The organism is Mesorhizobium sp. P2_C7, from assembly GCF_056404515.1.
Genome location: NZ_JBFUDW010000007.1, coordinates 201,236 through 223,587, shown reverse-complemented (window position 1 = coordinate 223,587; position 22,352 = coordinate 201,236). Strand labels below are relative to the sequence as shown.

Genomic DNA, 22,352 nt, shown 5'->3' with positions numbered 1-22,352 from the left:
CTGCATGTCGATGCATGGACTAGTATATGGCCCACTAGGCGATCGATGTATTCACATCTGTGTGGATATGCAGCGCCTGTTTGCCGAACCGTCACCATGGGCGACACCCTGGATCAGCCGCGTCCTCCCCCAGATAGAGCGGCTTGTCGCAAGGCGCGCGCCGCAGACGGTTTTCACGCGCTTCCTTCCTGCTCGCAAATCCGGGCAAGGCACCGGAACATGGAAGCGCTATTATGAACGTTGGGCCTCGATGACGATCGAAAACATGGGCCCCGAAATGGTCGAACTGTTGCCGACACTCGCGGAGTACTGTCCGCCGGCAACGACGATCGACAAGCATATCTATTCGCCTTGGTTCGAAGGCCCCCTAAGAGCCCATCTGATAGGCCAGAACGTCGACACGCTGGTCATCACAGGCGGCGAAACCGACGTGTGTGTTCTGGCCACGGTACTCGGCGGGATCGATTTCGGCTATCGGGTGGTTGTCGTCACCGACGCTCTGTGCAGCTCTTCTGACGCGACACATGATGCGCTCCTCACAGTCTATCACCAGCGCTTCGCGCAGCAGGTCGAGACCGTCGAGATGGAGACGGTTCTCTCAGGCTGGTGATGTCAAAGTTGAATGCGGCGCTATCACGAGGGTCCACCGAACCCGGACCGGCCACGTTACGCGCCTAGAGCGCATAGACCTGGCGATGACAGGTATCCCGCAAGGGCCTACGTGGTGAGCGTGTTTGAGCCGCATTGGCGGCTGCCAGTAGCCGCTAGATCATTGGACTGTCGGCTTCGGTACGAACTTGGGCGATTGTAAATCGTGGCCCAATTTTGTTGCCTGAGCAGGCCTAAGTATGATCGGGACAACATCACCATCGGTCGGGAACAGTAGTAGAACGACGCCTCCGACTGCTTCACTCATGGCTACCTCCCACTTGTCGATGGTAATTGCTTGCTTCTCGCTCTTGATCTCGGCTGCCATTGGATTGCCCCATCTCTTTACTCCCCGAGGGCAGCATCGCGCAACCTGTGCGCGAAGGCAAGCTAGGAGGAAGAAGGCCGACGCCATAGGGGAGGTTGCCTGAAAGGCGCCGGCCAAGCGGAAAATCAGGTCCGCCAGAGGAAGCGCAATCGCGACTGGAAGCCGGCTTTCGAAAGTGAAGGCCTTAAACGCGGGAACCTTTCATCGGCGAGCCGATTTGTCTGCATGTCCCGAGCCGTCGAACCGCCTATACTGCCAAAGGATAGCCCAGACCGGAAGGCCAACTGTGAAGTCGCCTTGGAAGCCGCATTCGCAGCGCTGGTGACGGCCTCGGAAGCGCAGGGGTGGACGCCGCACGAAACTGCTTTATCCCTGCTGAAAATCGCTACGGAGCATGCGCAGCAGTTCAGGCTTGTGCCGGCTAAGCCGCCAAGGTGGCAAACGCGAAGCGGTATATTGATCACGTGTGCCGCGCTCGTGGTTTTGCTGTGTTCCGCAATCGTTTGGTGGATGCTGAGGTGAGCGCGCCGGGCGATGTCTGACAAGCCTCTCGCGACCTATCTCGTCAGCATTTTCGAGAAACCGCATTGCCGCACCGCGCTTGCCACCAAAGACAAGAAAAAGGCGCTCGCGTCGAAGATGGCCGGCGCCTGTTGGGCCTGGCTTTTTGGTGGAACCGCTGGGGATCTTCAACCGTTCTCTCGAAATGGCCGTTATCATCGTTGGAGCGTTGCTTACTGTCGCTGGCATTGTGTACATGGCCGGCGCGGTCTTATGGCGCGGACGACTAAGCGATCCCGTGCCTTCTGCTGCTAGGCCTGATCGCCCAAAGCCAAGTCTCGCAACCCCAGGTCCGACACTTGAGCCGCGTCGGCGCGGTCTCGGATTCCTTGGCCCGTCGCAAAACTGGCCTGGCCTGCTGATGATGGGGATCGGCCTCGTTCTGCTATTGTCGGCAGCGGTCCTCTAAGGTCAGCCTGCACTCCATTCAGCTTGTTCCGAGAAGTCTCTGCCTGTGGCTTTTGCCTTCGCCTGGAACTAAGTTTTTTCGTCGAGGTTTACCCCCGCGAAGGGACTGATGCTTTCGAGGAGACCTCCAATGAAGCATATTCTGATTACCAGCATGCTCGCGCTCAGCATCGGATGCGGTGTCGCAGTTGCTCAGACACAGCCGGCTGAAACTCAGTCGGGCGGCGACGCCAATTGCGCGGCCGGCGCAGCAGACTGTCAAAAGGGCTCGAAGATGAAGATGGGCGACCAGGCCCAAGGCAAGGCGAAGGTCCAGACGGATGAGCAGGCTCAAGGCAAGCCTAAGCTCAAGACCGACGAACAGTCCCAGGGCAAGGCAGGTGCGACCGATCAGCAGGCCCAGGGCAAGACCAAGATCCAGACCGACCAGCAGGCTCAGGGAAAGGCCAAGGTCCAGACGGACCAGCAAGCCCAGGGCAAGGCAAGCGCGACCACCGATCAGCAGGCCCAGGGCAAGACCAAGATCCAGACAGACCAGCAGGCTCAAGGGAAGGCCAAGGCCCAGACCGACGAGCAGGCCCAGGGCAAGACCTCGACACAGACTGATTAGGGGTCAACTGCTTCCATCAGCAATGTGACGGTAGAACAGAAAACCCAGATCACCCAGGTCATCAAGGAGACCCGCGTCGAGCCGGTGTCCAATGTCGATTTCGACATCTCGGTCGGCGTCGAGGTTCCCCGGCACAAGATCCGGCTGCATCGTCTGCCCGCGCGGATCGTCAAGATCGTACCCGCCTATGAAAGCTACGAGTATTTCGTATTGGCCGACGGTCGGATCATCATAGTCGATCCAGACACGTTGAAGATCGTGCTTATCCTGACCTGACTACTTATGGCCAACGCTCCAATCGCCCGCCACATCCAGGTGGCGGGCGTTTCCATGAAAATCTACCGATGAATCAACTGGGCGAACGGAGAATGGCTTTCCGCGTCATGAAAGCAGATTCCGGCGCGGCAAAAAGCCCCCGGCTCGAACCCGCAGCTGCCTAGATCCGTTTGAATGCGGCAAGCCCTAAGCGTAGCCGCTGGCCCTCTGCATAGGCGAGAGCGAAAGATTCCAGCTCGAATGATCGGGTAAGTTCTTCGTCGCCATCGACCACGCGGACGAACCATTCTCCGCAGGCTTCGACCACTTCAACGCAAGCGCCAACCTTGCCGTTCGTCGTCACGCTATCCATCGCAGCCTCCTAGAAAGCAATGGGGAACGTCCATTTTTATAAAGCTCATCCGAGACGAATTTCAACATCAAATGTTGTTGCAAAGGGCCGACCTGTGCGGGCCAGCCCGGCGCCTACTTTGACACTGAACAAACCAGAGGCCGCCGAGCCTACCGGCGGCGCTTTGAGGGAAACGACGCCGAGAAGCGAGCATAGCGTTCTCGCCAGAGTTGTCGGAATACAACCTTTTGGACGATCCCCGGCGGGAGGTTGCGCCGTGCGGTGAACATAAGATGCATGCACTGGGAACCGAGTTCAGCAGATGACGTTTTTCCGAAAGGTCAAGACGAATGACCTAACGACGGAGGAAACAATGAACATCAAGATGCTCACAATGGGCGCGATGGCGCTTGCAATGATGTCTGGTTCGGCTCTTGCCGGCAGCACATCCGCACTTGACGACCCGGCAAAGATGTCGCCGTTCTTCACCGATGCCGGCATGAAAACCTTGAGGACGGAAGGGGATTTCAAGACCGCATGGATGGCGATGAAACCCGACGAACAGAAGGCGGTGTTGAAGGACTGCGGCGACACCACACTCAACAAGTCGCACGCAGATTTCTGCGCTATGGCAAAGAAGATGGGCGGCTGAATTTAGGTTGAAGGTCGAAGGCGGGCGCACCGAGCCCGCCTTCGAGTGACTGCAGGCAAGCGCCATCGCTATCATCCAGAACGCGCCAGCCTCCCATCCGCCGGCTAGTTGTTCTCTCGGCGCTTCTCAACCTCATATGTTATCCAACGGCAGAACATGCCAAGGATCGATAAGACTGCGCCGCCAACCAGGCAGGCTGTGAGCACATCGCTTTTCGAAGCGCTCGACCAGCTTACGATAGCGAGCATGATGACGCTCGTCGTCGAGATGAGATAACCCACTCCCTTCAGCATGTGCAAAGAAGCTTTTGTCATATCGGACCTCTCCTTAGTGGCTCTTCGGAACATTCCGTGCGCTCTGAAGTTCCATCGCGTGCCCGAGCGATTGGTGACGGACAGATAGTCAACCCGAAAGAGAGGCGTCTCGATGCCCAACTACCTGAAGCTGCCGACGACCACCAAAGGCCTCATTCGCGTAGTGATCGAAACCCCACGCGGCGCCGCGGCGAAGCTTGCGTTCGATCCGGGAACGCAGGTGTTTGGCTACGTCCGGCCCCTGCCGGTCGGAATGACATATCCCTATGACTGGGGTTTCATTCCATCTACCTTGGGCGAAGACGGTGACCCTCTGGATGGGCTTGTGATCCATCAGGCATCGACCGCGCCTGGCGTTGTGATCAAATGCGATCTGCTGGGCGCCTTGCGTGTCAAGCAAAAAGACGAGGGCGGGAAGGTCCTGCGCAACGACCGCTATGTCTTGTGTCCCCACAAAGAAGATGCTCCCGACGAGCCGGTGTCGGCGGATCATGTCCCCGATGACTTGCGGCGCGAGATCGAGCTGTTCTTTCACTCGTCCGTGGTTGGAACCGGCAAGACCATAAAGTTTAAGGGGTGGCAGAACGGTGCAGAAGCTCGGAGGGCAATCAAAAAAGGAATGAGTGCTTTCGCAGCGAGTCATTGAGGTGTCATGGCGCGACCTTGAGCGTCTCGGCAGGAGTTTCGACTCATCGCTGCGCCGGACTGAGGTTGCGGATCCATCTCGATCTCTCGCTGACGATGAGCCGAACGAAAGGCCATCGCCAATCGCTTTGCTTGCACGCCGAGCATGGGGCTAAAGTCCCACCAAAAACCGCAATGGTCTTACCCATGACGTTGCGTGGAACAGCCTGCCTTCAGGGATGTTGTTTCTCCGGAAAAGTTCGGAGAAATCAGGTGGATAGAAGTGTTGCTCAAGCGCGTTGGTTGCTCGCTCCGGTATTCGCGGCCGCCGTCACCTATCTCGCGATCGGAACATTTCTTGGTTAAATTTCTAGATCGTCGCAGCTGTGTCCCTTCCTGCGCCGATAGGGTTCGCTCGCTTCCTCTGTTGAAGCCTGCGAGCCCTCTATCTTCGACGAAGCGGTATGAGGCAAACCCTAATGTTCAGCGACAAGAAGACCCCGTTGCTAGAGGCGGGATTGCTTCTAGCTGTGCCTATTTGCGCAGCGGTCACCGCGCTGTTCGCTGTCTTCGCCTTGGCCAACTTATGACAAATAACCGGATCAGAATGAACCGCTTCCTTTTCGTCGTCGCCGCCGCACTCACTATGGCATGCGGCCAAACAGAGGCGGCCAAACTGACCCCGACCGTCGTCAATCAAGCCCACTTCGGCACCGGTGAACCGAGGGGCATTGATCCTACCGTGCTGAAGGCGCAGATTCTTTTGGATCGCTCGCGCTTCTCGCCGGGCCAGATCGACGGCAGGCTTTCAGAGAACTTCGCCAAGGCGGTTGGCGCCTTTCAGGCCGCGAACGGATTTCCCTCTGATGGCAAGCTCACCCTGGAGACTTGGGACAAGCTGGTGGCAACCTCCGCCAACCCTGTCCTGATGACCTACGAATTGACACCCAAGGATGTACGCGGCCCCTTTACCAAGCGGATTCCGGCCCGCATGGAGCGGATGGCCGGTCTGCCGCGGCTGGGCTATCGCAGCGCGGTAGAGAAGCTGGCGGAACGCTTCCATATTAGCGAACAATTGCTGAGGAGGCTCAATCCCCGCGCCGGCTTCGGAAGGGCCGGCGTGATCTTGACGGTACCCGATGTCGGGCGGGGCGATCCTCCTGTCGCCGTTATCAGCGTTGAGGTGGACAAGGACGCTCGCCTGGTGCGCGTGCTCGATCCAGCCGGCAAATTGATAGCCGTTTACCCAGCATCAATCGGAAGCAGCGAGAAGCCGGCGCCGAGCGGCACGGCGGAGGTCAAACGCGTGGTGCACAACCCTACCTATCACTATGATCCGGACTTCGCTTTCAAGGGGGTCAAGACCAAGCGACCTTTTACCATCGCTGCCGGGCCGAATAATCCCGTGGGATCGATCTGGATCGACCTCTCAATCGAGAGCTACGGTATTCACGGCACACCCGAACCAGGCAAGATCGGCAAAACTTTTTCGCATGGGTGCATTCGGCTGACCAATTGGGATGCCGAAGACCTCGCGTCTATGGTGCAGAAACGCACGAAAGTTAACTTCAAGGGCGACATGCAGGATACTGTTGAAAAGCCAGCCGATTAAGCCAGAGCACCTCCTGGCTTTGCGCATTTTAGCGGTCGCACCCAATGGCGCGACCCGTTCGGAACATCGGCAGTTCTGGCGCATTCTAATGACGCTATTTGAACTCACTGGCTACGGACTTAAAGTGAAGCCCTCGATCACAAATTCATGGGATTTGATGCGAGAAAGCGTAATCGGCTTCATCAACGACAATGCTCTTAGTCATGGTGCTGCGATGGCTTTTTATGCCGCCACGTCGCTGGCGCCGATCCTGCTGATTGTGGTCGCTATCGCGGGTCTCGCTTTCGGTCATGATGCCGCACAAGTGGCCTTGTCTGCCCAAATCTCAGGACTGATGGGGCCAGAAAGCGCCGATCTCCTTCAGACCGCGCTGGAGAGTGCATCGAGCAAGCTGTACGGCACCTGGGCTACAGTAATCGGGCTAGTCACCTTGTTGGTGGCCGCGTCTGGCGTCTTTGGCGAAATGCAGCAATCGCTGAACACAATTTGGAAGGTCGAGCCGCAAGGCACTTCCTTGTCGCGTCTGATGCGGGCCCGCGCCGCCAGTCTGGGCTTGGTGGCCGCGCTCGGCTTCCTGTTGCTGGTTTCTCTTATTGCAAGTGCCGCCATTTCGGCTCTGGGCAATTTTATCAATGCCTATCTGCCGTTTGGAACCATCGTACTCGGCGTGATTAACGCCATCGTTTCGTTTTTCCTGATCTCGGCGTTGTTCGCCGCAATTTACAAAGTGTTACCCGATCGGACCCTAGAATGGCGCGATGTAGCCATTGGTGCTGTTGTGACCGCTGCTTTGTTCACGCTCGGAAAGTCACTTATCGGCTGGTATATCGGCACCAGTGCGATCGCATCCTCATATGGTGCCGCCGGTGGACTGCTCGTCATCCTCCTCTGGGTTTACTACTCATCGGAGATCTTTCTTCTCGGAGCCGAATTCACTCGCGCCTATTCCGTTCGACACGGCAGCCGGTCCGATCTGGACGCTCTGGTTCACAGTGCTTCGCCCACAACAGAGGTTCCCTTTCGCGCGAAGCGAAAATCCAACTCCGGTGGCGTTGTAGCGCTGATAGCGGTTGCGTGCGCCAGCGCAACGATGACCGCGCTTTTGCTTGTCCTTGGCCGTCCGTGACGTGATGAAGCCGATGGCTCACGTCGGGACAGCGCAGGCTGCTGACGGCTCAGCAGCGAAAGCTCGAAGAAGCCTGACAACCACCATGGAACCATATCCAGACTGGTACGTTTTTCGCGTTGCGGTGGGGTGCACCATCTCGCCGCGGGGGCATTTTCATCCAACATAGAATCCACCAAGGCTGGGAGTGGCGCTGTGACCGTGCAGGCATCCAAAAAGCAGTTGGACCGTCGAAGCATATTGAATTCTCTGAAAGCCTTTCGGCGCGGCGACTTCTCAATTCGCATGGACAACGTTTACGAAGGTCTGGATTCCGAGATCGCAGAGACTTTCAATGAAATTGTTGATCTCAACGATCAGGTGACGCGTGAGTTCGAGCGGCTCAGCAGGGTCGTCGGCAAGGATGGGCGGATAGGCGAGCGCGGTCGCGTTCGAAACGCCACTGGGAGTTGGGAGTCCAGCGTCAGGTCGGTCAACGAGCTGATCGAGGACATGGTTCAGCCGACAGCCGAGGTTGCCCGCGTCATCGGCGCGGTCGCTAAGGGGGACCTTTCCCAAACAATGATGGTCGAAATCGACGGCCGACCGCTGCGCGGTGAATTCCTGCGCATCGGCAAGATCGTCAACACCATGGTCGGCCAGCTGGCCTCCTTCGCCTCGGAAGTGACACGCGTCGCACGCGAGGTCGGCACCGAAGGCAAGCTTGGCGGCCAGGCGCGCGTGAAAGGCGTTGCCGGGACGTGGAAAGATCTTACGGACAACGTCAACGCAATGGCGACCAACCTGACCGGACAGGTTCGCAACATCGCAGAGGTCACCACCGCGGTGGCCTCGGGCGATCTCTCGAAGAAGATTACCGTCGACGTTAAGGGCGAGATCCTCGAGTTGAAGAACACCATCAACACGATGGTGGACCAGCTCAATTCCTTCGCGTCGGAAGTGACGCGCGTGGCTCGCGAGGTCGGCACAGAAGGCAAGCTCGGTGGCCAGGCGCGCGTCGAGGGCGTCGGCGGGACATGGAAGGATCTGACCGACAATGTGAATTCTATGGCCGAAAACTTGACGGGCCAGGTGCGTAACATCGCCGAGGTCACGACCGCGGTGGCGCTGGGCGATCTCTCGAAGAAGATCACGGTCGATGTGAAGGGCGAAATCCTTGAGCTGAAATCGACCATCAACACCATGGTTGACCAGCTCAACTCGTTCGCTGGCGAAGTGACCCGCGTGGCGCGTGAGGTTGGGACCGAGGGTAAGCTCGGCGGTCAGGCACAAGTGCGCGGCGTCGCTGGCACGTGGAAGGACCTCACCGACAACGTCAACTCCATGGCTGAGAATCTGACCGGTCAGGTGCGCAACATTGCCGAGGTGACGACGGCGGTCGCTTCGGGCGATCTGTCGAAGAAGATCACCGTGGCGGTACAAGGCGAAATCCTTGAGCTTAAGGACACCATCAACACGATGGTCGATCAGCTGAACTCGTTTGCCTCGGAGGTCACCCGCGTGGCGCGCGAGGTCGGCACCGAAGGCAAGCTCGGCGGCCAAGCCGAGGTGAGGGGCGTCGGCGGCACGTGGAAGGATCTGACCGACAACGTCAATCTGATGGCCGCGAACCTGACCGGGCAGGTGCGCAACATCGCCGAGGTGACGACGGCGGTCGCTCGTGGAGACCTGTCAAAGAAGATCACCGTCGACGTCAAAGGCGAGATCCTGGAGCTCAAAGACACTGTCAACACGATGGTCGATCAGTTGAATTCCTTCGCCTCGGAAGTCACGCGCGTCGCCCGCGAAGTGGGGTCGGAAGGCAAGCTTGGTGGACAGGCTCATGTCGAAGGCGTTGGCGGCACCTGGAAGGACTTGACCGACAACGTCAATGCGATGGCCGGCAATCTGACCGTACAATTGCGCGACGTGTCGAAGGTGGCGACAGCCATCGCGACGGGCGACCTGACACAGAAGATCACTGTTGATGCCTTGGGCGAGATTTTGCAGATCAAGGACGTCATCAACACGATGGTCGACCAGTTGAATTCTTTCGCGTCGGAAGTGACACGCGTCGCCCGCGAGGTCGGGTCCGACGGCAAGCTGGGCGGTCAGGCACAGGTGCGCGGGGTTGCCGGCACCTGGAAGGACCTGACTGACAACGTCAATGCCATGGCCGCCAATCTGACCGGCCAGGTGCGTAACATCGCCGAGGTCACGACCGCGGTGGCGCTAGGCGATCTGTCGAAGAAGATCACGGTCGACGTGAAGGGCGAAATCCTCGAGCTGAAATCGACCATCAACACCATGGTCGACCAGCTCAACTCTTTCGCGGGCGAAGTGACGCGCGTGGCGCGTGAGGTTGGGACCGAAGGCAAGCTCGGCGGTCAGGCGCAGGTGCGCGGCGTTGCCGGGACGTGGAAGGACCTTACCGACAATGTGAACTCCATGGCCGAGAATCTGACTGGTCAGGTGCGCAACATCGCCGAAGTGACGACCGCCGTCGCACGCGGTGATCTGTCGAAGAAGATCACGGTCGACGTGAAGGGCGAAATCCTTGAGCTGAAGTCGACCATCAACACCATGGTGGACCAGCTCAACTCCTTCGCCGGCGAGGTGACCCGCGTCGCGCGTGAGGTAGGCACCGAAGGCAAGCTTGGCGGTCAGGCTCGTGTCGAAGGTGTCGCCGGCACTTGGAAAGACCTGACCGACAACGTCAATCTGATGGCGACGAACCTGACCAATCAGGTGCGTGGCATCGCCGACGTCGTGACGGCGGTGGCGCAGGGCAATCTCAAGCGCAAGCTGACAGTGGACGCCAAAGGTGAAATCGCCTCTCTGGCCGACACCATCAACGGCATGATCGAAACGCTGGCCACCTTTGCCGACCAGGTGACCAACGTGGCTCGTGAGGTGGGTATCGAGGGCAAGCTCGGCGGACAGGCGCGCGTGCCGGGAGCGGCCGGCCTCTGGCGCGATCTGACCGACAACGTCAACCAGCTCGCCGCAAATCTGACCACCCAAGTGCGCGCCATCGCTGAGGTTTCAACGGCCGTCACGAAGGGCGATCTGACCCGCTCGATTAGCGTCGAAGCGTCTGGCGAAGTCGCCGCCCTCAAAGACAACATCAACGAAATGATCCGCAACCTGAAGGATCAGACGCTGAAAAATGCCGAGCAGGATTGGTTGAAGACCAATCTCGCCCGGTTTTCGCGAATGCTGCAAGGCGAGCGCGACCTTGCGACCGTTTCGCGGCTGATCATGTCCGAGCTTGCTCCTCTGGTGAACGCGCAATATGGGGTGTTCTATGTAACCAATCGAGACGAGGAGGAATCCTATCTCGAGCTGGCGGCGTCGTATGGTGCTGAAAGCAAGGCGTCCATCAAGCAGCGCCTCGATCTGCGCGAGGGCCTGGTCGGGCAAAGTGCAGCCGACAAGCGTGCCATCATGCTCGACAATGTGCCGCCTGAATTCCTGCGCGTCACCTCTGGTCTCGGCAGCGCTTCGCCGGCCAATGTCATCATCCTGCCCGCTTTGTTCGAGGACGAGGTGAAAGCCGTCATCGAACTTGCCTCGTTCGGCGAATTCCGCGACACGCATCAGTCGTTCCTTAACCAGCTGATGGAGTCCGTTGGCATCGTTCTCAACACCATTGCCGCGACGATGCGCACCGAGGGCCTGCTCAAGCAGTCGCAGCTGCTGACCTCAGAATTGCAAGCGCGTCAGACCGAACTGACCAAGAAGCAGGAAGAGTTGCATGCGACGAACGAGGAGCTGCAGGAAAAGGCGCAGCTGCTCGAAAACGAAAAGAAGCAGGTGGAAAACAAGAATCTCGAAATCGAGATGGCACGACGCGCATTGGAGGAGAAGGCCGAGCAGTTGGCGCTTACGTCCAAGTACAAATCCGAGTTCCTGGCCAACATGAGCCATGAATTGCGCACACCGCTCAACTCGCTGCTTATTCTCTCAAACCTGCTTGCGACCAACCAGCAGGGCAATCTCAACGAAAAGCAGGTCGAGTTCGCGCGCACTATCAACTCTGCCGGAACCGACCTTCTCAGCCTCATCAACGATATCCTCGATCTGTCGAAGATCGAGTCTGGTACGGTCTCCATCGATATCAACGATATGCCGGTGTCGCATCTGCGCCAGCATATGGAACGCACGTTTCGTCAGCTTGCGGCCGACAAAGGCCTCGGCTTCACCATCAAGGTGGACCCGGCACTTCCCGATACGGTTCGCACGGACGAGAAGCGCCTGCAGCAGATTGTCCTCAATCTGCTTTCGAACGCATTCAAGTTCACCTCGGAGGGCGAGGTCAGCCTGAATTTCCGGGTCGAGAAGACCGGGCGGCGCAACAGCGCCGCGCACCCGGCGAAGGCGCTCGCGATCGCTGTGACCGATACCGGCATCGGTATTCCGGAAGACAAGCAGAAGCTAATTTTCGAAGCCTTCCAGCAAGCCGACGGCACCACCAGCCGCAAATATGGCGGCACCGGGCTCGGGCTCTCGATCAGCAGGGAGATCGCCCGCTTACTTGGCGGCGAACTGAGGGTCGAAAGCACACCGGGCAAAGGGTCGACGTTTACTCTCGTCATCCCATTCGCCGGTCCCCGGGTGGCGGCGGCGCAAACGGCCCTGCTTCCTCCGACGGACGCCGTAGCTGCATCGGCATCGCTTGGCAGTCCGCCTTCAGCAGAGCTGATTGACGACCGCGATTCCATCTCTCCGACCGACCGGGTTGTGCTGATCGTCGAAGACGATCCGACCTTTGGAGGGTTACTGCTTGGTCTCGCACGCGCGGCCGGGTTGAAAGGCGTCTTGTCGAACGCGGGTTCCGGCACTCTTGCATTGGCCCGTAAGCTCGTTCCCGACGCAATTACGCTTGATCTCGGGCTTTCGGACATCGACGGTTGGGTGCTTTTCGATCTGTTGCGTCATGACCAGAAGACCAAGGGAATTCCCGTCCACGTCATTTCAGGTGCGGAAGACATCGAAAGTCTTGCGCGCAAGGGAGCGTCCAGCATTTCAACCAAGCCGGTGTCCTCTGATGAACTAATCAAGGTGTTCCAGGACATCCATTCCAAGAAGCTTCGTATCCAGCGCCGCGTGCTGGTCGCAGATGCCGATCCGGATCGCCGGTTATCGCTTGTCGAAGCGATCCGCGACGGCGTGACCTCCGTCACTGCGGTCGGTCGTCTCGCGGCAAATGCGGACGACGTTGGCGTGGCCTCGTATGACGCTATCGTGCTTGGCTTTGGGCGCTCTGCCAAGGACAACGCACAAACGCTGGACGAGGTTACTGGCCAATTCGGCGAGGGCCTGCCGCAGTTGTTGTTCTTTGCCCCTCATCCGGATGCGCTTGAACAGGTGCTGGCATTGAACCCGGCTTTTGCGAATGCGCCCCGGGCCGAAAATTTTGCTCAGCTCTCGCTTCATATGTCGGCAACACTGCCGGGAGAAGGGCGCGAAGAGGGCGCAACCGAACAGAACGGCAAGTCCGATCTGGCGGGGGCGAAGGTTCTCATCGTCGACGACGATATCCGCAACATCTACTCGCTCACCAGCGTCCTGGAGACCTACGACATACAGGTTATGCACGCTGAGCGGGGCCGTGACGGCATCGCGCTTCTGGAACAGACCCCCGACGTCGACGCGGCATTGATCGATATCATGATGCCGGAGATGGACGGCTACGAGACAATGCGGCGCATACGAGGCACGCCCTCGATTGCCCACATCCCGCTCATTTCGGTTACCGCCAAGGCGATGAAGGGCGATCGGCAAAAATGCTTGGACGCCGGTGCTTCCGATTATATCGCCAAGCCGGTCGATCTTGATCTGCTGCTGGCATTGCTTCGCGTCTGGATCGGTCGTTCTCGGTCACGCACCGAGACTCCGGAAAAAATGCTCATGGCAGCGAACTGACGGCCGGTCCATGCAAAAGCTTCCCAGAAACAGGGTCAGAAAACTTGAGGCGTGGCAACTGGCCGAACGGCCCGCAAAAGCACGCATCCTTGCCGTGGACGACGATGAACGCAATCTGCTGGCGATCAGCGAAGTTCTCGCTACAACCGGGGACGTCATCTGCGCCCAATCCGGCGAAGAGGCCCTGCGCTTTCTGCTGAAGGAGGACTTCGCCGTCATCCTGCTGGATGTGCTTATGCCGGGAATAGACGGCTATGAAACGGCCGCGCTTATCCGCAAGCGCGAGCAATCCAAGCGCACGCCAATCATCTTCCTCACCGCTATCAACAAAGAGGACGCCCATATGCTGCGCGGCTACGATGCCGGCGCGGTCGACTACGTGTTCAAGCCATTCGATCCGATAATGCTGCGTTCGAAAGTCGCGGTTTTCGTCGAGCTTCACGAAAAGACACTGGAGATCCAGCGAAAGGCGGCGGTCGAACAAGGGCTGCTTGCGCAGGCGCTGCAGTCGCAGAAGGAAAAGCTCCAGGCCGAGCGGGCTCTGCGCAGCGCGGAGGAACGGCAGGATACTATCTTGAGTTCGCTGCCTGTCTGCTTCCATGCGCGTGCAGCCGAGCCACCCTTCGCGACGCGCTTTGTGACCAATGGTGTCGAGCGCCTGACCGGGTTTTCGGCCGAAGATCTAACCGCCGATCCGGCCTTCGGCCTCAGCCGGGTCCACCCCGACGATCTACCAAGATTGAAACAGGCACTTCGCGAGGCAAAAATCACCGGCTCCTATACGTGCGAATTCCGCTGGCAATGCGCCAATGGTGAGTATCGCATCTTTCTTGACCAAGGTGTGATGTCGAACGGCTCTGATGGCCGCGACCCGGAGATACGGGGCACGTTGCTTGATCTTACCGAGCGGCGCGGCCTTGAAAATCAGCTGCTACAATCACAGCGTCTTGACGCAATCGGCAAGCTAACGGGCGGCTTGGCTCATGATTTCAACAATCTGCTCGCCGCAATTCTCAGCGGATTGGGACTGCTAGAACGTCAAGGGACGTTGGATGATCAGTCACAACAGGTTCTCGACCTGATGCGGCGTTCTGCAAAACAAGGTGCTGACCTTGTTACGCGAATGCTCGCCTTCTCGCGGCGTCAAACCCTGAAGCCGGAAGCCGTGCGGCTTGCAGCGCTTGGCGACACCATGAACGGGTTGGTCGCCCCGGTCCTGGGAGGGCTAATCCGCTTCGACTGGCGGATCGATGATGCGGTTTGGCCGGTTCATGTCGATGCCGGGCAGCTTGAACTCGCCTTGATGAATTTGGTTTTCAACGCACGCGACGCCATGCCATCGGGTGGAACAATTAGCGTGCACGCGCAAAATCGGACGATTACGACGGCATCAGAAGACCTGGCGCCTGGTAACTATGTGGTTATCGCTGTCAGGGACACCGGTGCCGGCATCGCGCCGGATATTTTGACCAAGGTGGTCGAACCATTCTTCACCACAAAGCCAGTCGGCAAAGGCACGGGCTTAGGGCTCAGCACGGTTTACGGTTTCATGAAGCAGTCCGGCGGTTCGCTGCGCATAGACAGTGTTGTTGGACGCGGAACTGCCATGGAGCTGTGGTTGCCACGTTCGGTCGAGCAGCCTGCCCGCGATGTGGTTGAATCCGCGAAAGAGCCAATTCTGGTCTATGCGGGCAACGAACGCCCTTCGATCCTTCTGATTGACGACAGCAGCGCACTTCGGCATCTGACGGCTGAATCGTTGCGGCAGCGGGGTTTCTCCGTGACCTGTGCAGCAGGGGGCGCCGAGGCGCTGGCGGCTATTGAACGGACGCCACATGATTTCGACGTAATCGTCACAGACTTCGCTATGCCCCTGGTATCCGGAGTGGAGGTCATTCGGTTTGCGCGCAATCTCCGCTCGGATTGGCCAGCGGTAATCATAACCGGATACGCTGATGCGAGCGCGATTGCCGATCGTCCGTCGGACGTCCCGCTGCTAAGCAAGCCATTCCGCGAAAAGGATCTCATTGAGAGCATCTTCCACGTTATCGCCCATGCCAGCTCCAAGGCGATCAACGCAGGGTAGAGGAGCCCAGTAAGGGAGATTGGCGACAAGGTGCGGATCGAGGAGATCATGCCGAAACCCTAAGAAGCGCTAGCGCTTCAGTGTGGCTTCGGTCTGTTGCTCATGTAGTCCACGGCCACGACCGCGACGAACGCCAAGACGACAATGGCTGTTCCACCAACCCAAATAACAGACATTTTGCCTCTCCCCGCGGGACGATCCTGCGCCCGGTGAGGTAGAGCTGCAATCCGGCCCGGCAATGGTTGGTAAATCGGGGCTCGGGTTTTACCTTAGTCGACCATGCCTCGCAGCGACTTGCGGGTCGGCGACCGGTATTTCTCTACCAGCCGCACCTTGTCGATGGCGACTGTCACCAGCGGCCCCAGGGCGATCGTCACGGTCTTGTCATCGATGCGCATGACCTCACCAGTCAACTCTAGCTGCTGGCCGCGTTTGACCTTGGATGAATCTCGGATCGAGTGCGGAAAATCGTAGGACGGAATCGAGACGCTGACGGTGGTCGTCATTGACTCGCCTTCGCACGGTGGCTGTCACAGCCACCAAATCTCCAATGCAATCCCCCGACCATGTCCAAGGCTTAGTCAAGCGCGTGCGGCGCGGGAACAAAATTTCGCATCCCTCGTTGAAAATGCCGGTCGGATGCCCGTCTCAGAAATCCTTGTCCGGCTTGTGTCAAAGGCCCGTTGCCGTGCCCTGGCAGCGGGCCACCTCTCATGCCAGCCCGACACTTAAATTTCGACGTGGAGAAGGAGCACCGCTCGAAGGGGGCAACCTCAACCCAGACCGCCACGTGATTAACATGCGCAGGTCCAACCCGAGCGTACGATTCCGCAAAAAAGTAGCGAACCCTCCAAGAAATGTTAAAATGTTCCTGGCAAATCCACGGAGGGCCAAGCCATGGACGGCCGGACGGCTGCAGCGGTTGTCATCTTGGAGGACGAAGCGCTGGTTGCGGTGGATCTCGAAGACCATTTGCGCGACGCAGGCTTCCAGGTCGCAGCCACTTTTTCATCTAACAGGGCCGCGCTCGGCTGGTTTCGTGCTCATTCACCAGATGTGGTGGTCATGGACATCGAGCTGCAGGATGGCGATTGCATAGAAATCGCCCAGTTGCTCTACAGTCGCAACGTTCCGTTTGTCGTCCATTCGGCAAGCGTTGCCAACTCTGGCTTCCATCACCCGATATTCCTCAAGGGCGAGTGGGTTGCAAAGCCCTGTCTGCCATCTGATCTGATCGAGGCCGTCCGGTCCGCGCTCACATTGGCAGGCGATGTCGACGACAGCCAAGCCTTGGTCAGTTCGAGCAAGGCTCGCGGCGGAGTTCGGAGTGGCTGAAACACATCAGGGCAGCGGGGACCGGACTGGCCGGCCCAGCACTGCGGCATGTATCATATGCCACATTGGAACATTAGATACTTCTAATTGTTTATTCGATGCGGCAGATGATGCCCTCCATCACCTGCTGTAGGTCGGGTGGGTGGGGCCCGTCGCTCGCAAGTGGGCGGCGGGCCTTGACCGAAAGAAGCGTGGCCTAGGACGTCAGTCGGAGCGACCCGGCGCCCCTCTTTTGACACTGAACAAACCAGAGGGCGCCGAGCCTTTACCGGCGGCGCTTTGAGGGAAGCGGCGCCGAGAAGTGAGCATAGCGCTCTCGCTAGAGTTGTCGGAATACAACCTTTTGGATGATGCCCGGCGCGCCTCTGGAGGTCGAAGCGGCCGGTTGGGAGCGAAGACAAGCAGCCGCAGCCGTCATGTATCTGGCGGCCAAGGAACTCGACTCCCCATGAGGAATTAGCGGTTGGAAACGCCCGCTGGTAACCGCTTCGAATCGTGGCGCGTAGCCCCTTGAAAAAATGCCAGCGCTTCACAAATTCTTTTCACGCCGCATTGCGGCCATTCATCAAACTGGAGCCGGGTTGCCGGCCAAGAGCTAAGGAGGTCACTATGCTTGCGAAGCCTTTTGAAAAGCCCGTCCGCGTATGGGTCGGTCTTGGCTTCCCTCGTCAACTCAACACCGTGGCCGATGCATATCAGTTCGTCACGGAATGGTGCGGAAACAGTCCTGAGCAAAGGGCCGCGATACGCGCCTGTAAGGCAGCGCTGACCGGTGACGTCGACGCCGAGACAGCTCGTGGGGTGCTTATCGCCTTCGCTCGCAGGAAAGACATCCTATTCGAAGGAGATAATACTGTCCCGTATGAAACTAGCGACTATGATCCGACGGTCCAGCACTGAGCCGATTGTGGGGAGCGCTGGATGAGGTTCTCGGTTGTACAGGAACCGTCGGGGACGTGGGCGGTGTTCGATGGGATTTTCGGTCTGCCGGCCGATTTCGCGGGTCGAACCTTGATCGGACTGCCGCGCGATGAAGCTTATCGTCTCCCGGCAAATGCCAACCATGGGGTCTTGAGATGGAGGTCAGCGTTGACCTCACAGGGTGCGAGTCCATAGCTCATGTCAGAGGAACAAACCTTCGGTGGCAGGCGAGAGCTCGGTGTACGGGCTCAGCTGCCTTACACGGCTGTGCCCAAGCATGAATTGACGTTCATCATGAAGCTCGGGCTTCTCGATCGTGAGCAGGCTCTTGCCCTGGTGAAAAAGCATCAGGGTGATCGAGAGTAAATATATGCCGACCTGGCTGCGCGAAAGAAGTAGCGCCCACAGGGGCTATTGAAAGACGCAACTCTCTCGGCAGTCGGGGCGGCGTTTTGCCCCTCATCGCCCCGGCTGTGAAGCCCCGCAAGTCAGGCGTATTCCGCCGCTGCTTTCAGAATAGCGTCCTTGAGCAGCGCCGTGGTCTTGTTCGGCATCCCTTTGGGCCGACCTGGACCAGGGCCTTTCAGGCTTTTTGGTATTTTTTTAACAAGTGCGGGCATTCTCGCTCCTCGACGGCATCAGTGGCCGGTTGGGCTGGCTGTCCGTGTTGGTTTGCAGGTCGGCTAGTCGCGGCGGGGAACAAGCCGGCTCCTGGAGGTTAAGATTATTAGCGGAGGCTCACATGCTCGCGACTGTATGTGCGGTATTGGCTGCCAGGAATAACGAAGCCGAAATCATTGGTGTGATCGACCTCGCGAGCAAGACGGAGGTCAAGCTCGGCACCACTCGCCTCGGGGACGCCATCCAGTTCGTTGCCAATGCAGAGGTGCTTGGATATGACGTGCGGGCAGCGATGGTATTCTATGGCAAACCGGGTACGCCAAGCCTGAGGGCAAACGACTGCGAGCAGCTGTGGGCGCAACATGGGGCTACCCTGCTGGATCATCGGCGTAAGAATGAACCCTACATAAATGCCGGCGGTGTAGAGGTTCTGGTCTGGGACCAAGATGCCGGCACGTTCACCTTGACCGTTTCGCGAGAAGCCTTGGAGGACTACGCTTCTCGTAACGGCCTTGCAGGCGACACTATGTCGATTTTCTATGCCGCCTTCCCTGCGATTATGGAGGTCGCGGACAAGCTACACGCGCTTTTCGGGAAGCCAAGGAAGGTCCTTGTGAAAACTAAGGACCTAAACGGCGAAAGACAGCCTATTAGACGCGTGGGGGCAACTTCCCCTTCGTCGATACGCTAGACCTCCAGCTAACGGAGGAATGTCATGGACGAGGACCTGCGCCTGAAACAGAAGGAACTCAGCACCACCATGCAAACCAGGGCGGCGGAACTCGCACTGGCCGGCGGCAACACCGATATTTCCGCGCCTGCGATCCGTACCTTGTCGCCTGGCTGCGCCTAAAGCAGTCCAGCCCGATGCCAGGAGAGATGCACCCATGCCAACAAAGCAACGCGGTACATACGGAATTCAAGCAGGAATTTTAGCTGCTCCTCAAGAACAGCGTTGAATACAGTCGTGACCCTGACATAGAGTATCAATCTAGGGGCGTGGGCATAGGATTTCGGAAACAAATGTTCCGCAACTGACCTGTCGGCGCGAAGCCGCGGAATGCAATTGTATCTTTTGGAAAGTGGTTGTGGCCGATCATGATGGCGACAGGCATGTGTGGCTGTCACCAAGCCGAAAATTGGACGGCCGCCTGGTCAAAGACAGACCGGTCAAGGAAAAGGCTTATGCCTCGGAACCTCCTATGCGTAGGAGCTATCGTGGTGGCATCCATTATCGGACCTCAGCCGGTACAATCCTACCCTCGAAATCCGCAGCGCCCGATGAATGCCAAAACCTGCGAGCAGGCGCTGGCGCGTCTGCACGAAGCACGCCTTGGAAGCCCGATCATTTCGGCAGCGGAAAATCGGGAAGTCCTTCGAAGGGCACTCGAAGTGGCAGAACGGCTATGCGGCAAGGACAAAGTGAACGACGGCAAATAGGCCAGCAGGACATGCGGGTTATGAGCCTCAAGCTCCATTATCGATAATAAGCGGCGCTGCCGCAGGAAACGCAGAGGGGGAAGCAATGCCGAACGTCACCGAAACAACGGATGCGGCGTCATCCATCGCCACCAGCTACACCCTGGCAGTCGGCCAGACAGCGACTGGCCATTTGTCTTCGGCCGGCGACCATGATTGGTACCGGGTGCATCTGGTGGCGGGCCAGACCTACACATTCGCGGAAGTCGGTGAAGGTGCGCGTGTCAGTCCGACCGTCGGCGACAATGTCGAGGATACGTTCATGGCCCTCATGAACGCATCCGGAACATTGGTTGCGTCCAACGATGACGTCATCCCGGGCCAGTACCGCTATTCGACGATCACCTACACGGCCTCGACCACCGGCGATTACTTCATCAATGCCGGCGCATATAACGATGACTACGTGGGGCAATATGGTGTTTCCGTAGTCAGCGGAACCCGGGCCAGCTACGACGAATTGATGGGGGCCGGCGCGATCCTGAGGCCCGGAAGCAGCTGGAGCACAGCGCCCGGGCAGCCGGTGAACGTGACATGGGCTGTGCGAATGACGGACGTCAATTGTACGGACTCGCAAGGGTTTGCTGCCCCGTTCAGCCCGTTGAGTTCCGCGGAAATCGCTGCCGTCAAGTCCGTGCTTGCCATGTATTCGTCGGTCTGCGGCCTGACTTTCACGCAAGTCAACCCCGCTGGCACCAGCGACAACGCGACGATGCTGTTTGGAAACTACACATCGACGGCGGACCCTGCAGGAGCCTACGCAATTTACCCGGGAACGACGGCGCCAGGCGACATTTCCGGGGACGTGCATTTGAACACTGACGCCGTTAACACGGGAAATCTGCCCATCGGCTCTTACGACTACCAGACCATTCTGCACGAAACAGGCCACGCGCTCGGCCTTTCACATCCGGGCGAATACAATGCCGATACCAATCCGACCTACGGCAACGATGCCCAGTTCATCCAGGACAGCAACCAATACAGCGTGATGAGCTATTTCGACGAGACCAACACCGGCGCATCCGACTACAATGACTATCCCGACACGCTGATGTTGTATGACATTCTGGCTGTTCAGCAGCTCTACGGCGCCAATATGACGACGCGTACGGGCAATACCGTCTACGGTTTTGGTTCCAATGCGGGCAACGTCTACAACTTCGCCCTGAACCCCTCGCCGGCAATCTGCATTTGGGACGCTGGTGGTGTCGATACGCTGAATGCGTCCGGGTTCGGCCAAGCCCAAATCATCAATCTGACCGCAGGCAGTTTCTCCGACATCGGCGGCGGCCACCGCAATGTTTCAATTGCCTTCGGCGCGACAATCGAGAACGCCGTTGGCGGTTCAGGCATCGACACGCTGATCGGCAATTCCGGCAACAATTTGCTGGACGGCAAGGGCGGCGCCGACACGATGCGTGGCGGCGTCGGCAACGACACCTACTATGTCGACAATGCCGGCGACCATGTCATCGAGGCCAATGGCCAGGGCACCGACAATGTSCAGGCCTATGTCWSSTTCAAYCTYTCCGGCCAGGMGCTGGAGAACCTGGCGCTGCGYRGCGCGGCYTCGATCAAYGGCACYGGCAATTCCGCTGCCAACATCATCACCGGCAATTCSGGCAACAACATCATCRATGGGCTCGGCGGCGCCGACACGATGAGTGGCAGCACCGGCAACGACACCTACTACGTCGACAATGCCGGCGATCATGTCGTCGAGCTGAACGGCCAGGGCACCGACGGCGTCTTCAGTTCCGTCTCTTTCAACCTGTCGGGACAGGAACTGGAGAAGCTGACGCTGACCGGCGCAGGCAATATCAACGGCACCGGCAATTCGATCGCAAACATCATCACCGGCAACAGCGGCAACAACATCATCGACGGCCTTGCCGGTGCCGACACTATGAGCGGTGCTCAAGGCAACGACACCTATTATGTCGACAATGCCGGAGACCATGTCGTCGAGCTCAACGGCCAGGGCATCGACAATGTCCAGGCCTATGTCTCGTTCAACCTTTCCGGGCAGGAACTGGAGAATCTGGCGCTGAGAAGCACCGGCAACATCAACGGTACCGGCAACTCCACCGACAACATCATTACCGGCAATTCGGGAGCCAATGTCATCAACGGCCTCCTCGGCAACGACACGCTGAGCGGCAGCAGTGGCAACGACAGTTTCGTCTTCACCACGGCGCTCAATGACGTTACCAATGTGGACCACATCACTGACTTCTCGGTCGCCGAGGACACCATCCAGGTCGACAACGCCATCTTCGCAGCGCTTGGCGGCAACGGTACGCTGACGGCTGACCAGTTTGCCGCCAACGCGTCGGGCGCCGCCACCACTGCGAACCAGCACATCATCTACGAGACGGACACCGGCTGGCTCTACTATGACAGCGACGGCAGTGCGGTTGGCGGCTCAACCCATTTCGCCACGCTGGCCGCTAACCTCGCGCTGACAAACGCCGATTTCGTCGTGGTGTGAAGGTAGGAGCGGTTCATCG

Annotated in this window: 20 protein-coding genes; 15 read left to right on the top strand and 5 right to left on the bottom strand. The window is 58.5% G+C overall.

Features of this window, described 5'->3' with window-relative positions; translation table 11 throughout:
• Positions 1-4: 4 nt before the first annotated feature.
• A complete protein-coding gene (locus AC1D2G_RS16850) occupies positions 5-610 on the top strand; it encodes a cysteine hydrolase family protein (protein WP_477415425.1) in 606 nt (201 codons plus the stop codon).
• Between the two features lie 159 nt (positions 611-769).
• Here the strand turns inward: AC1D2G_RS16850 and AC1D2G_RS16845 are convergent, their stop codons facing one another.
• Positions 770-976 (bottom strand): hypothetical protein, encoded by a 207-nt coding sequence (locus AC1D2G_RS16845; RefSeq protein ID WP_477226475.1) that lies wholly within the window; start codon positions 974-976, stop codon positions 770-772.
• A gap of 1,099 nt (positions 977-2,075) precedes the next feature.
• Here AC1D2G_RS16845 and AC1D2G_RS16840 point away from each other — a divergent pair.
• Both AC1D2G_RS16840 and AC1D2G_RS16835 read left to right on the top strand, forming a co-directional pair.
• Positions 2,076-2,555 (top strand): hypothetical protein, encoded by a 480-nt coding sequence (locus AC1D2G_RS16840; protein WP_477415423.1) that lies wholly within the window; start codon positions 2,076-2,078, stop codon positions 2,553-2,555.
• Between the two features lie 24 nt (positions 2,556-2,579).
• A complete protein-coding gene (locus AC1D2G_RS16835; RefSeq protein WP_477415422.1) occupies positions 2,580-2,831 on the top strand; it encodes a DUF1236 domain-containing protein in 252 nt (83 codons plus the stop codon).
• A gap of 160 nt (positions 2,832-2,991) precedes the next feature.
• Here the strand turns inward: AC1D2G_RS16835 and AC1D2G_RS16830 are convergent, their stop codons facing one another.
• A complete protein-coding gene (locus tag AC1D2G_RS16830) occupies positions 2,992-3,183 on the bottom strand; it encodes a hypothetical protein (RefSeq protein WP_477415420.1) in 192 nt (63 codons plus the stop codon).
• A gap of 352 nt (positions 3,184-3,535) precedes the next feature.
• Between AC1D2G_RS16830 and AC1D2G_RS16825 the strand changes: the two genes are divergently transcribed.
• A complete protein-coding gene (locus tag AC1D2G_RS16825; RefSeq protein ID WP_477308399.1) occupies positions 3,536-3,814 on the top strand; it encodes a hypothetical protein in 279 nt (92 codons plus the stop codon).
• A 104-nt stretch (positions 3,815-3,918) separates the two neighbouring features.
• On the opposite strand, the gene AC1D2G_RS16820 is transcribed toward AC1D2G_RS16825, so the two are convergent.
• Positions 3,919-4,128 carry a hypothetical protein gene (locus AC1D2G_RS16820; protein WP_477415418.1) on the bottom strand — a complete coding sequence of 70 codons (210 nt, stop codon included), beginning with the start codon at positions 4,126-4,128 and terminating at the stop codon, positions 3,919-3,921.
• 112 nt (positions 4,129-4,240) lie between these two features.
• On the opposite strand from AC1D2G_RS16820, the gene AC1D2G_RS16815 reads away from it, so the two are divergent.
• The 5 genes from AC1D2G_RS16815 to AC1D2G_RS16795 all read left to right on the top strand — a co-directional run bounded on the left by AC1D2G_RS16815 (position 4,241) and on the right by AC1D2G_RS16795 (position 15,483).
• Positions 4,241-4,774 carry an inorganic diphosphatase gene (locus AC1D2G_RS16815; protein ID WP_477415416.1) on the top strand — a complete coding sequence of 178 codons (534 nt, stop codon included), beginning with the start codon at positions 4,241-4,243 and terminating at the stop codon, positions 4,772-4,774.
• Between the two features lie 585 nt (positions 4,775-5,359).
• Complete coding sequence (locus tag AC1D2G_RS16810; RefSeq protein WP_477415414.1) at positions 5,360-6,364, top strand: L,D-transpeptidase family protein; 1,005 nt, start codon at positions 5,360-5,362, stop codon at positions 6,362-6,364.
• Positions 6,345-7,490: a YihY/virulence factor BrkB family protein gene (locus AC1D2G_RS16805; protein ID WP_477415412.1), complete on the top strand. Its 1,146-nt coding sequence runs from the start codon at positions 6,345-6,347 to the stop codon at positions 7,488-7,490. The genes AC1D2G_RS16810 and AC1D2G_RS16805 overlap by 20 nt, the downstream gene beginning before the upstream one ends.
• Positions 7,491-7,691: 201 nt before the next feature.
• Positions 7,692-13,397 (top strand): HAMP domain-containing protein, encoded by a 5,706-nt coding sequence (locus AC1D2G_RS16800; protein WP_477415595.1) that lies wholly within the window; start codon positions 7,692-7,694, stop codon positions 13,395-13,397.
• Positions 13,398-13,407: 10 nt separating this feature from the next.
• Entirely contained in the window at positions 13,408-15,483 is a 2,076-nt protein-coding gene (locus AC1D2G_RS16795; protein ID WP_477415410.1) for a response regulator, read from the top strand.
• A gap of 269 nt (positions 15,484-15,752) precedes the next feature.
• Here AC1D2G_RS16795 and AC1D2G_RS16790 read toward each other — a convergent pair whose 3' ends face one another.
• A complete protein-coding gene (locus AC1D2G_RS16790) occupies positions 15,753-15,989 on the bottom strand; it encodes a hypothetical protein (RefSeq protein ID WP_477415408.1) in 237 nt (78 codons plus the stop codon).
• Between the two features lie 391 nt (positions 15,990-16,380).
• Between AC1D2G_RS16790 and AC1D2G_RS16785 the strand changes: the two genes are divergently transcribed.
• Positions 16,381-16,818 (top strand): response regulator, encoded by a 438-nt coding sequence (locus AC1D2G_RS16785; RefSeq protein ID WP_477415406.1) that lies wholly within the window; start codon positions 16,381-16,383, stop codon positions 16,816-16,818.
• Between the two features lie 609 nt (positions 16,819-17,427).
• Positions 17,428-17,718: a DUF982 domain-containing protein gene (locus AC1D2G_RS16780; RefSeq protein ID WP_477415404.1), complete on the top strand. Its 291-nt coding sequence runs from the start codon at positions 17,428-17,430 to the stop codon at positions 17,716-17,718.
• Between the two features lie 509 nt (positions 17,719-18,227).
• On the opposite strand, the gene AC1D2G_RS16775 is transcribed toward AC1D2G_RS16780, so the two are convergent.
• On the bottom strand, positions 18,228-18,359 hold the full coding sequence (locus tag AC1D2G_RS16775; RefSeq protein WP_477415403.1) for a hypothetical protein: 132 nt from the start codon (positions 18,357-18,359) through the stop codon (positions 18,228-18,230).
• 122 nt (positions 18,360-18,481) lie between these two features.
• Between AC1D2G_RS16775 and AC1D2G_RS16770 the strand changes: the two genes are divergently transcribed.
• The 4 genes from AC1D2G_RS16770 to AC1D2G_RS16755 all read left to right on the top strand — a co-directional run bounded on the left by AC1D2G_RS16770 (position 18,482) and on the right by AC1D2G_RS16755 (position 22,333).
• Positions 18,482-19,051, top strand: coding sequence for a hypothetical protein (locus AC1D2G_RS16770; protein ID WP_477304004.1), 570 nt, complete (start codon positions 18,482-18,484; stop codon positions 19,049-19,051).
• 24 nt (positions 19,052-19,075) lie between these two features.
• A complete protein-coding gene (locus tag AC1D2G_RS16765; RefSeq protein WP_477415401.1) occupies positions 19,076-19,213 on the top strand; it encodes a hypothetical protein in 138 nt (45 codons plus the stop codon).
• 368 nt (positions 19,214-19,581) lie between these two features.
• Positions 19,582-19,800 carry a hypothetical protein gene (locus AC1D2G_RS16760; protein WP_477415399.1) on the top strand — a complete coding sequence of 73 codons (219 nt, stop codon included), beginning with the start codon at positions 19,582-19,584 and terminating at the stop codon, positions 19,798-19,800.
• Positions 19,801-19,885: 85 nt separating this feature from the next.
• Entirely contained in the window at positions 19,886-22,333 is a 2,448-nt protein-coding gene (locus AC1D2G_RS16755; RefSeq protein WP_477415397.1) for a M10 family metallopeptidase C-terminal domain-containing protein, read from the top strand.
• Positions 22,334-22,352 lie beyond the last annotated feature (19 nt).

Bases quoted from the DNA above. Each gene is read 5' to 3' on its own strand.
- AC1D2G_RS16850 (WP_477415425.1), top strand. From the start codon at position 5: ATGTCGATGCATGGACTAGTATATGGCCCACTAGGCGATCGATGTATT.
- AC1D2G_RS16845 (WP_477226475.1), bottom strand. From the start codon at position 976: ATGGCAGCCGAGATCAAGAGCGAGAAGCAAGCAATTACCATCGACAAG.
- AC1D2G_RS16840 (WP_477415423.1), top strand. From the start codon at position 2,076: ATGAAGCATATTCTGATTACCAGCATGCTCGCGCTCAGCATCGGATGC.
- AC1D2G_RS16830 (WP_477415420.1), bottom strand. From the start codon at position 3,183: ATGGATAGCGTGACGACGAACGGCAAGGTTGGCGCTTGCGTTGAAGTG.
- AC1D2G_RS16825 (WP_477308399.1), top strand. From the start codon at position 3,536: ATGAACATCAAGATGCTCACAATGGGCGCGATGGCGCTTGCAATGATG.
- AC1D2G_RS16820 (WP_477415418.1), bottom strand. From the start codon at position 4,128: ATGACAAAAGCTTCTTTGCACATGCTGAAGGGAGTGGGTTATCTCATC.
- AC1D2G_RS16815 (WP_477415416.1), top strand. From the start codon at position 4,241: ATGCCCAACTACCTGAAGCTGCCGACGACCACCAAAGGCCTCATTCGC.
- AC1D2G_RS16810 (WP_477415414.1), top strand. From the start codon at position 5,360: ATGAACCGCTTCCTTTTCGTCGTCGCCGCCGCACTCACTATGGCATGC.
- AC1D2G_RS16795 (WP_477415410.1), top strand. From the start codon at position 13,408: ATGCAAAAGCTTCCCAGAAACAGGGTCAGAAAACTTGAGGCGTGGCAA.
- AC1D2G_RS16790 (WP_477415408.1), bottom strand. From the start codon at position 15,989: ATGACGACCACCGTCAGCGTCTCGATTCCGTCCTACGATTTTCCGCAC.
- AC1D2G_RS16785 (WP_477415406.1), top strand. From the start codon at position 16,381: ATGGACGGCCGGACGGCTGCAGCGGTTGTCATCTTGGAGGACGAAGCG.
- AC1D2G_RS16780 (WP_477415404.1), top strand. From the start codon at position 17,428: ATGCTTGCGAAGCCTTTTGAAAAGCCCGTCCGCGTATGGGTCGGTCTT.
- AC1D2G_RS16775 (WP_477415403.1), bottom strand. From the start codon at position 18,359: ATGCCCGCACTTGTTAAAAAAATACCAAAAAGCCTGAAAGGCCCTGGT.
- AC1D2G_RS16770 (WP_477304004.1), top strand. From the start codon at position 18,482: ATGCTCGCGACTGTATGTGCGGTATTGGCTGCCAGGAATAACGAAGCC.
- AC1D2G_RS16765 (WP_477415401.1), top strand. From the start codon at position 19,076: ATGGACGAGGACCTGCGCCTGAAACAGAAGGAACTCAGCACCACCATG.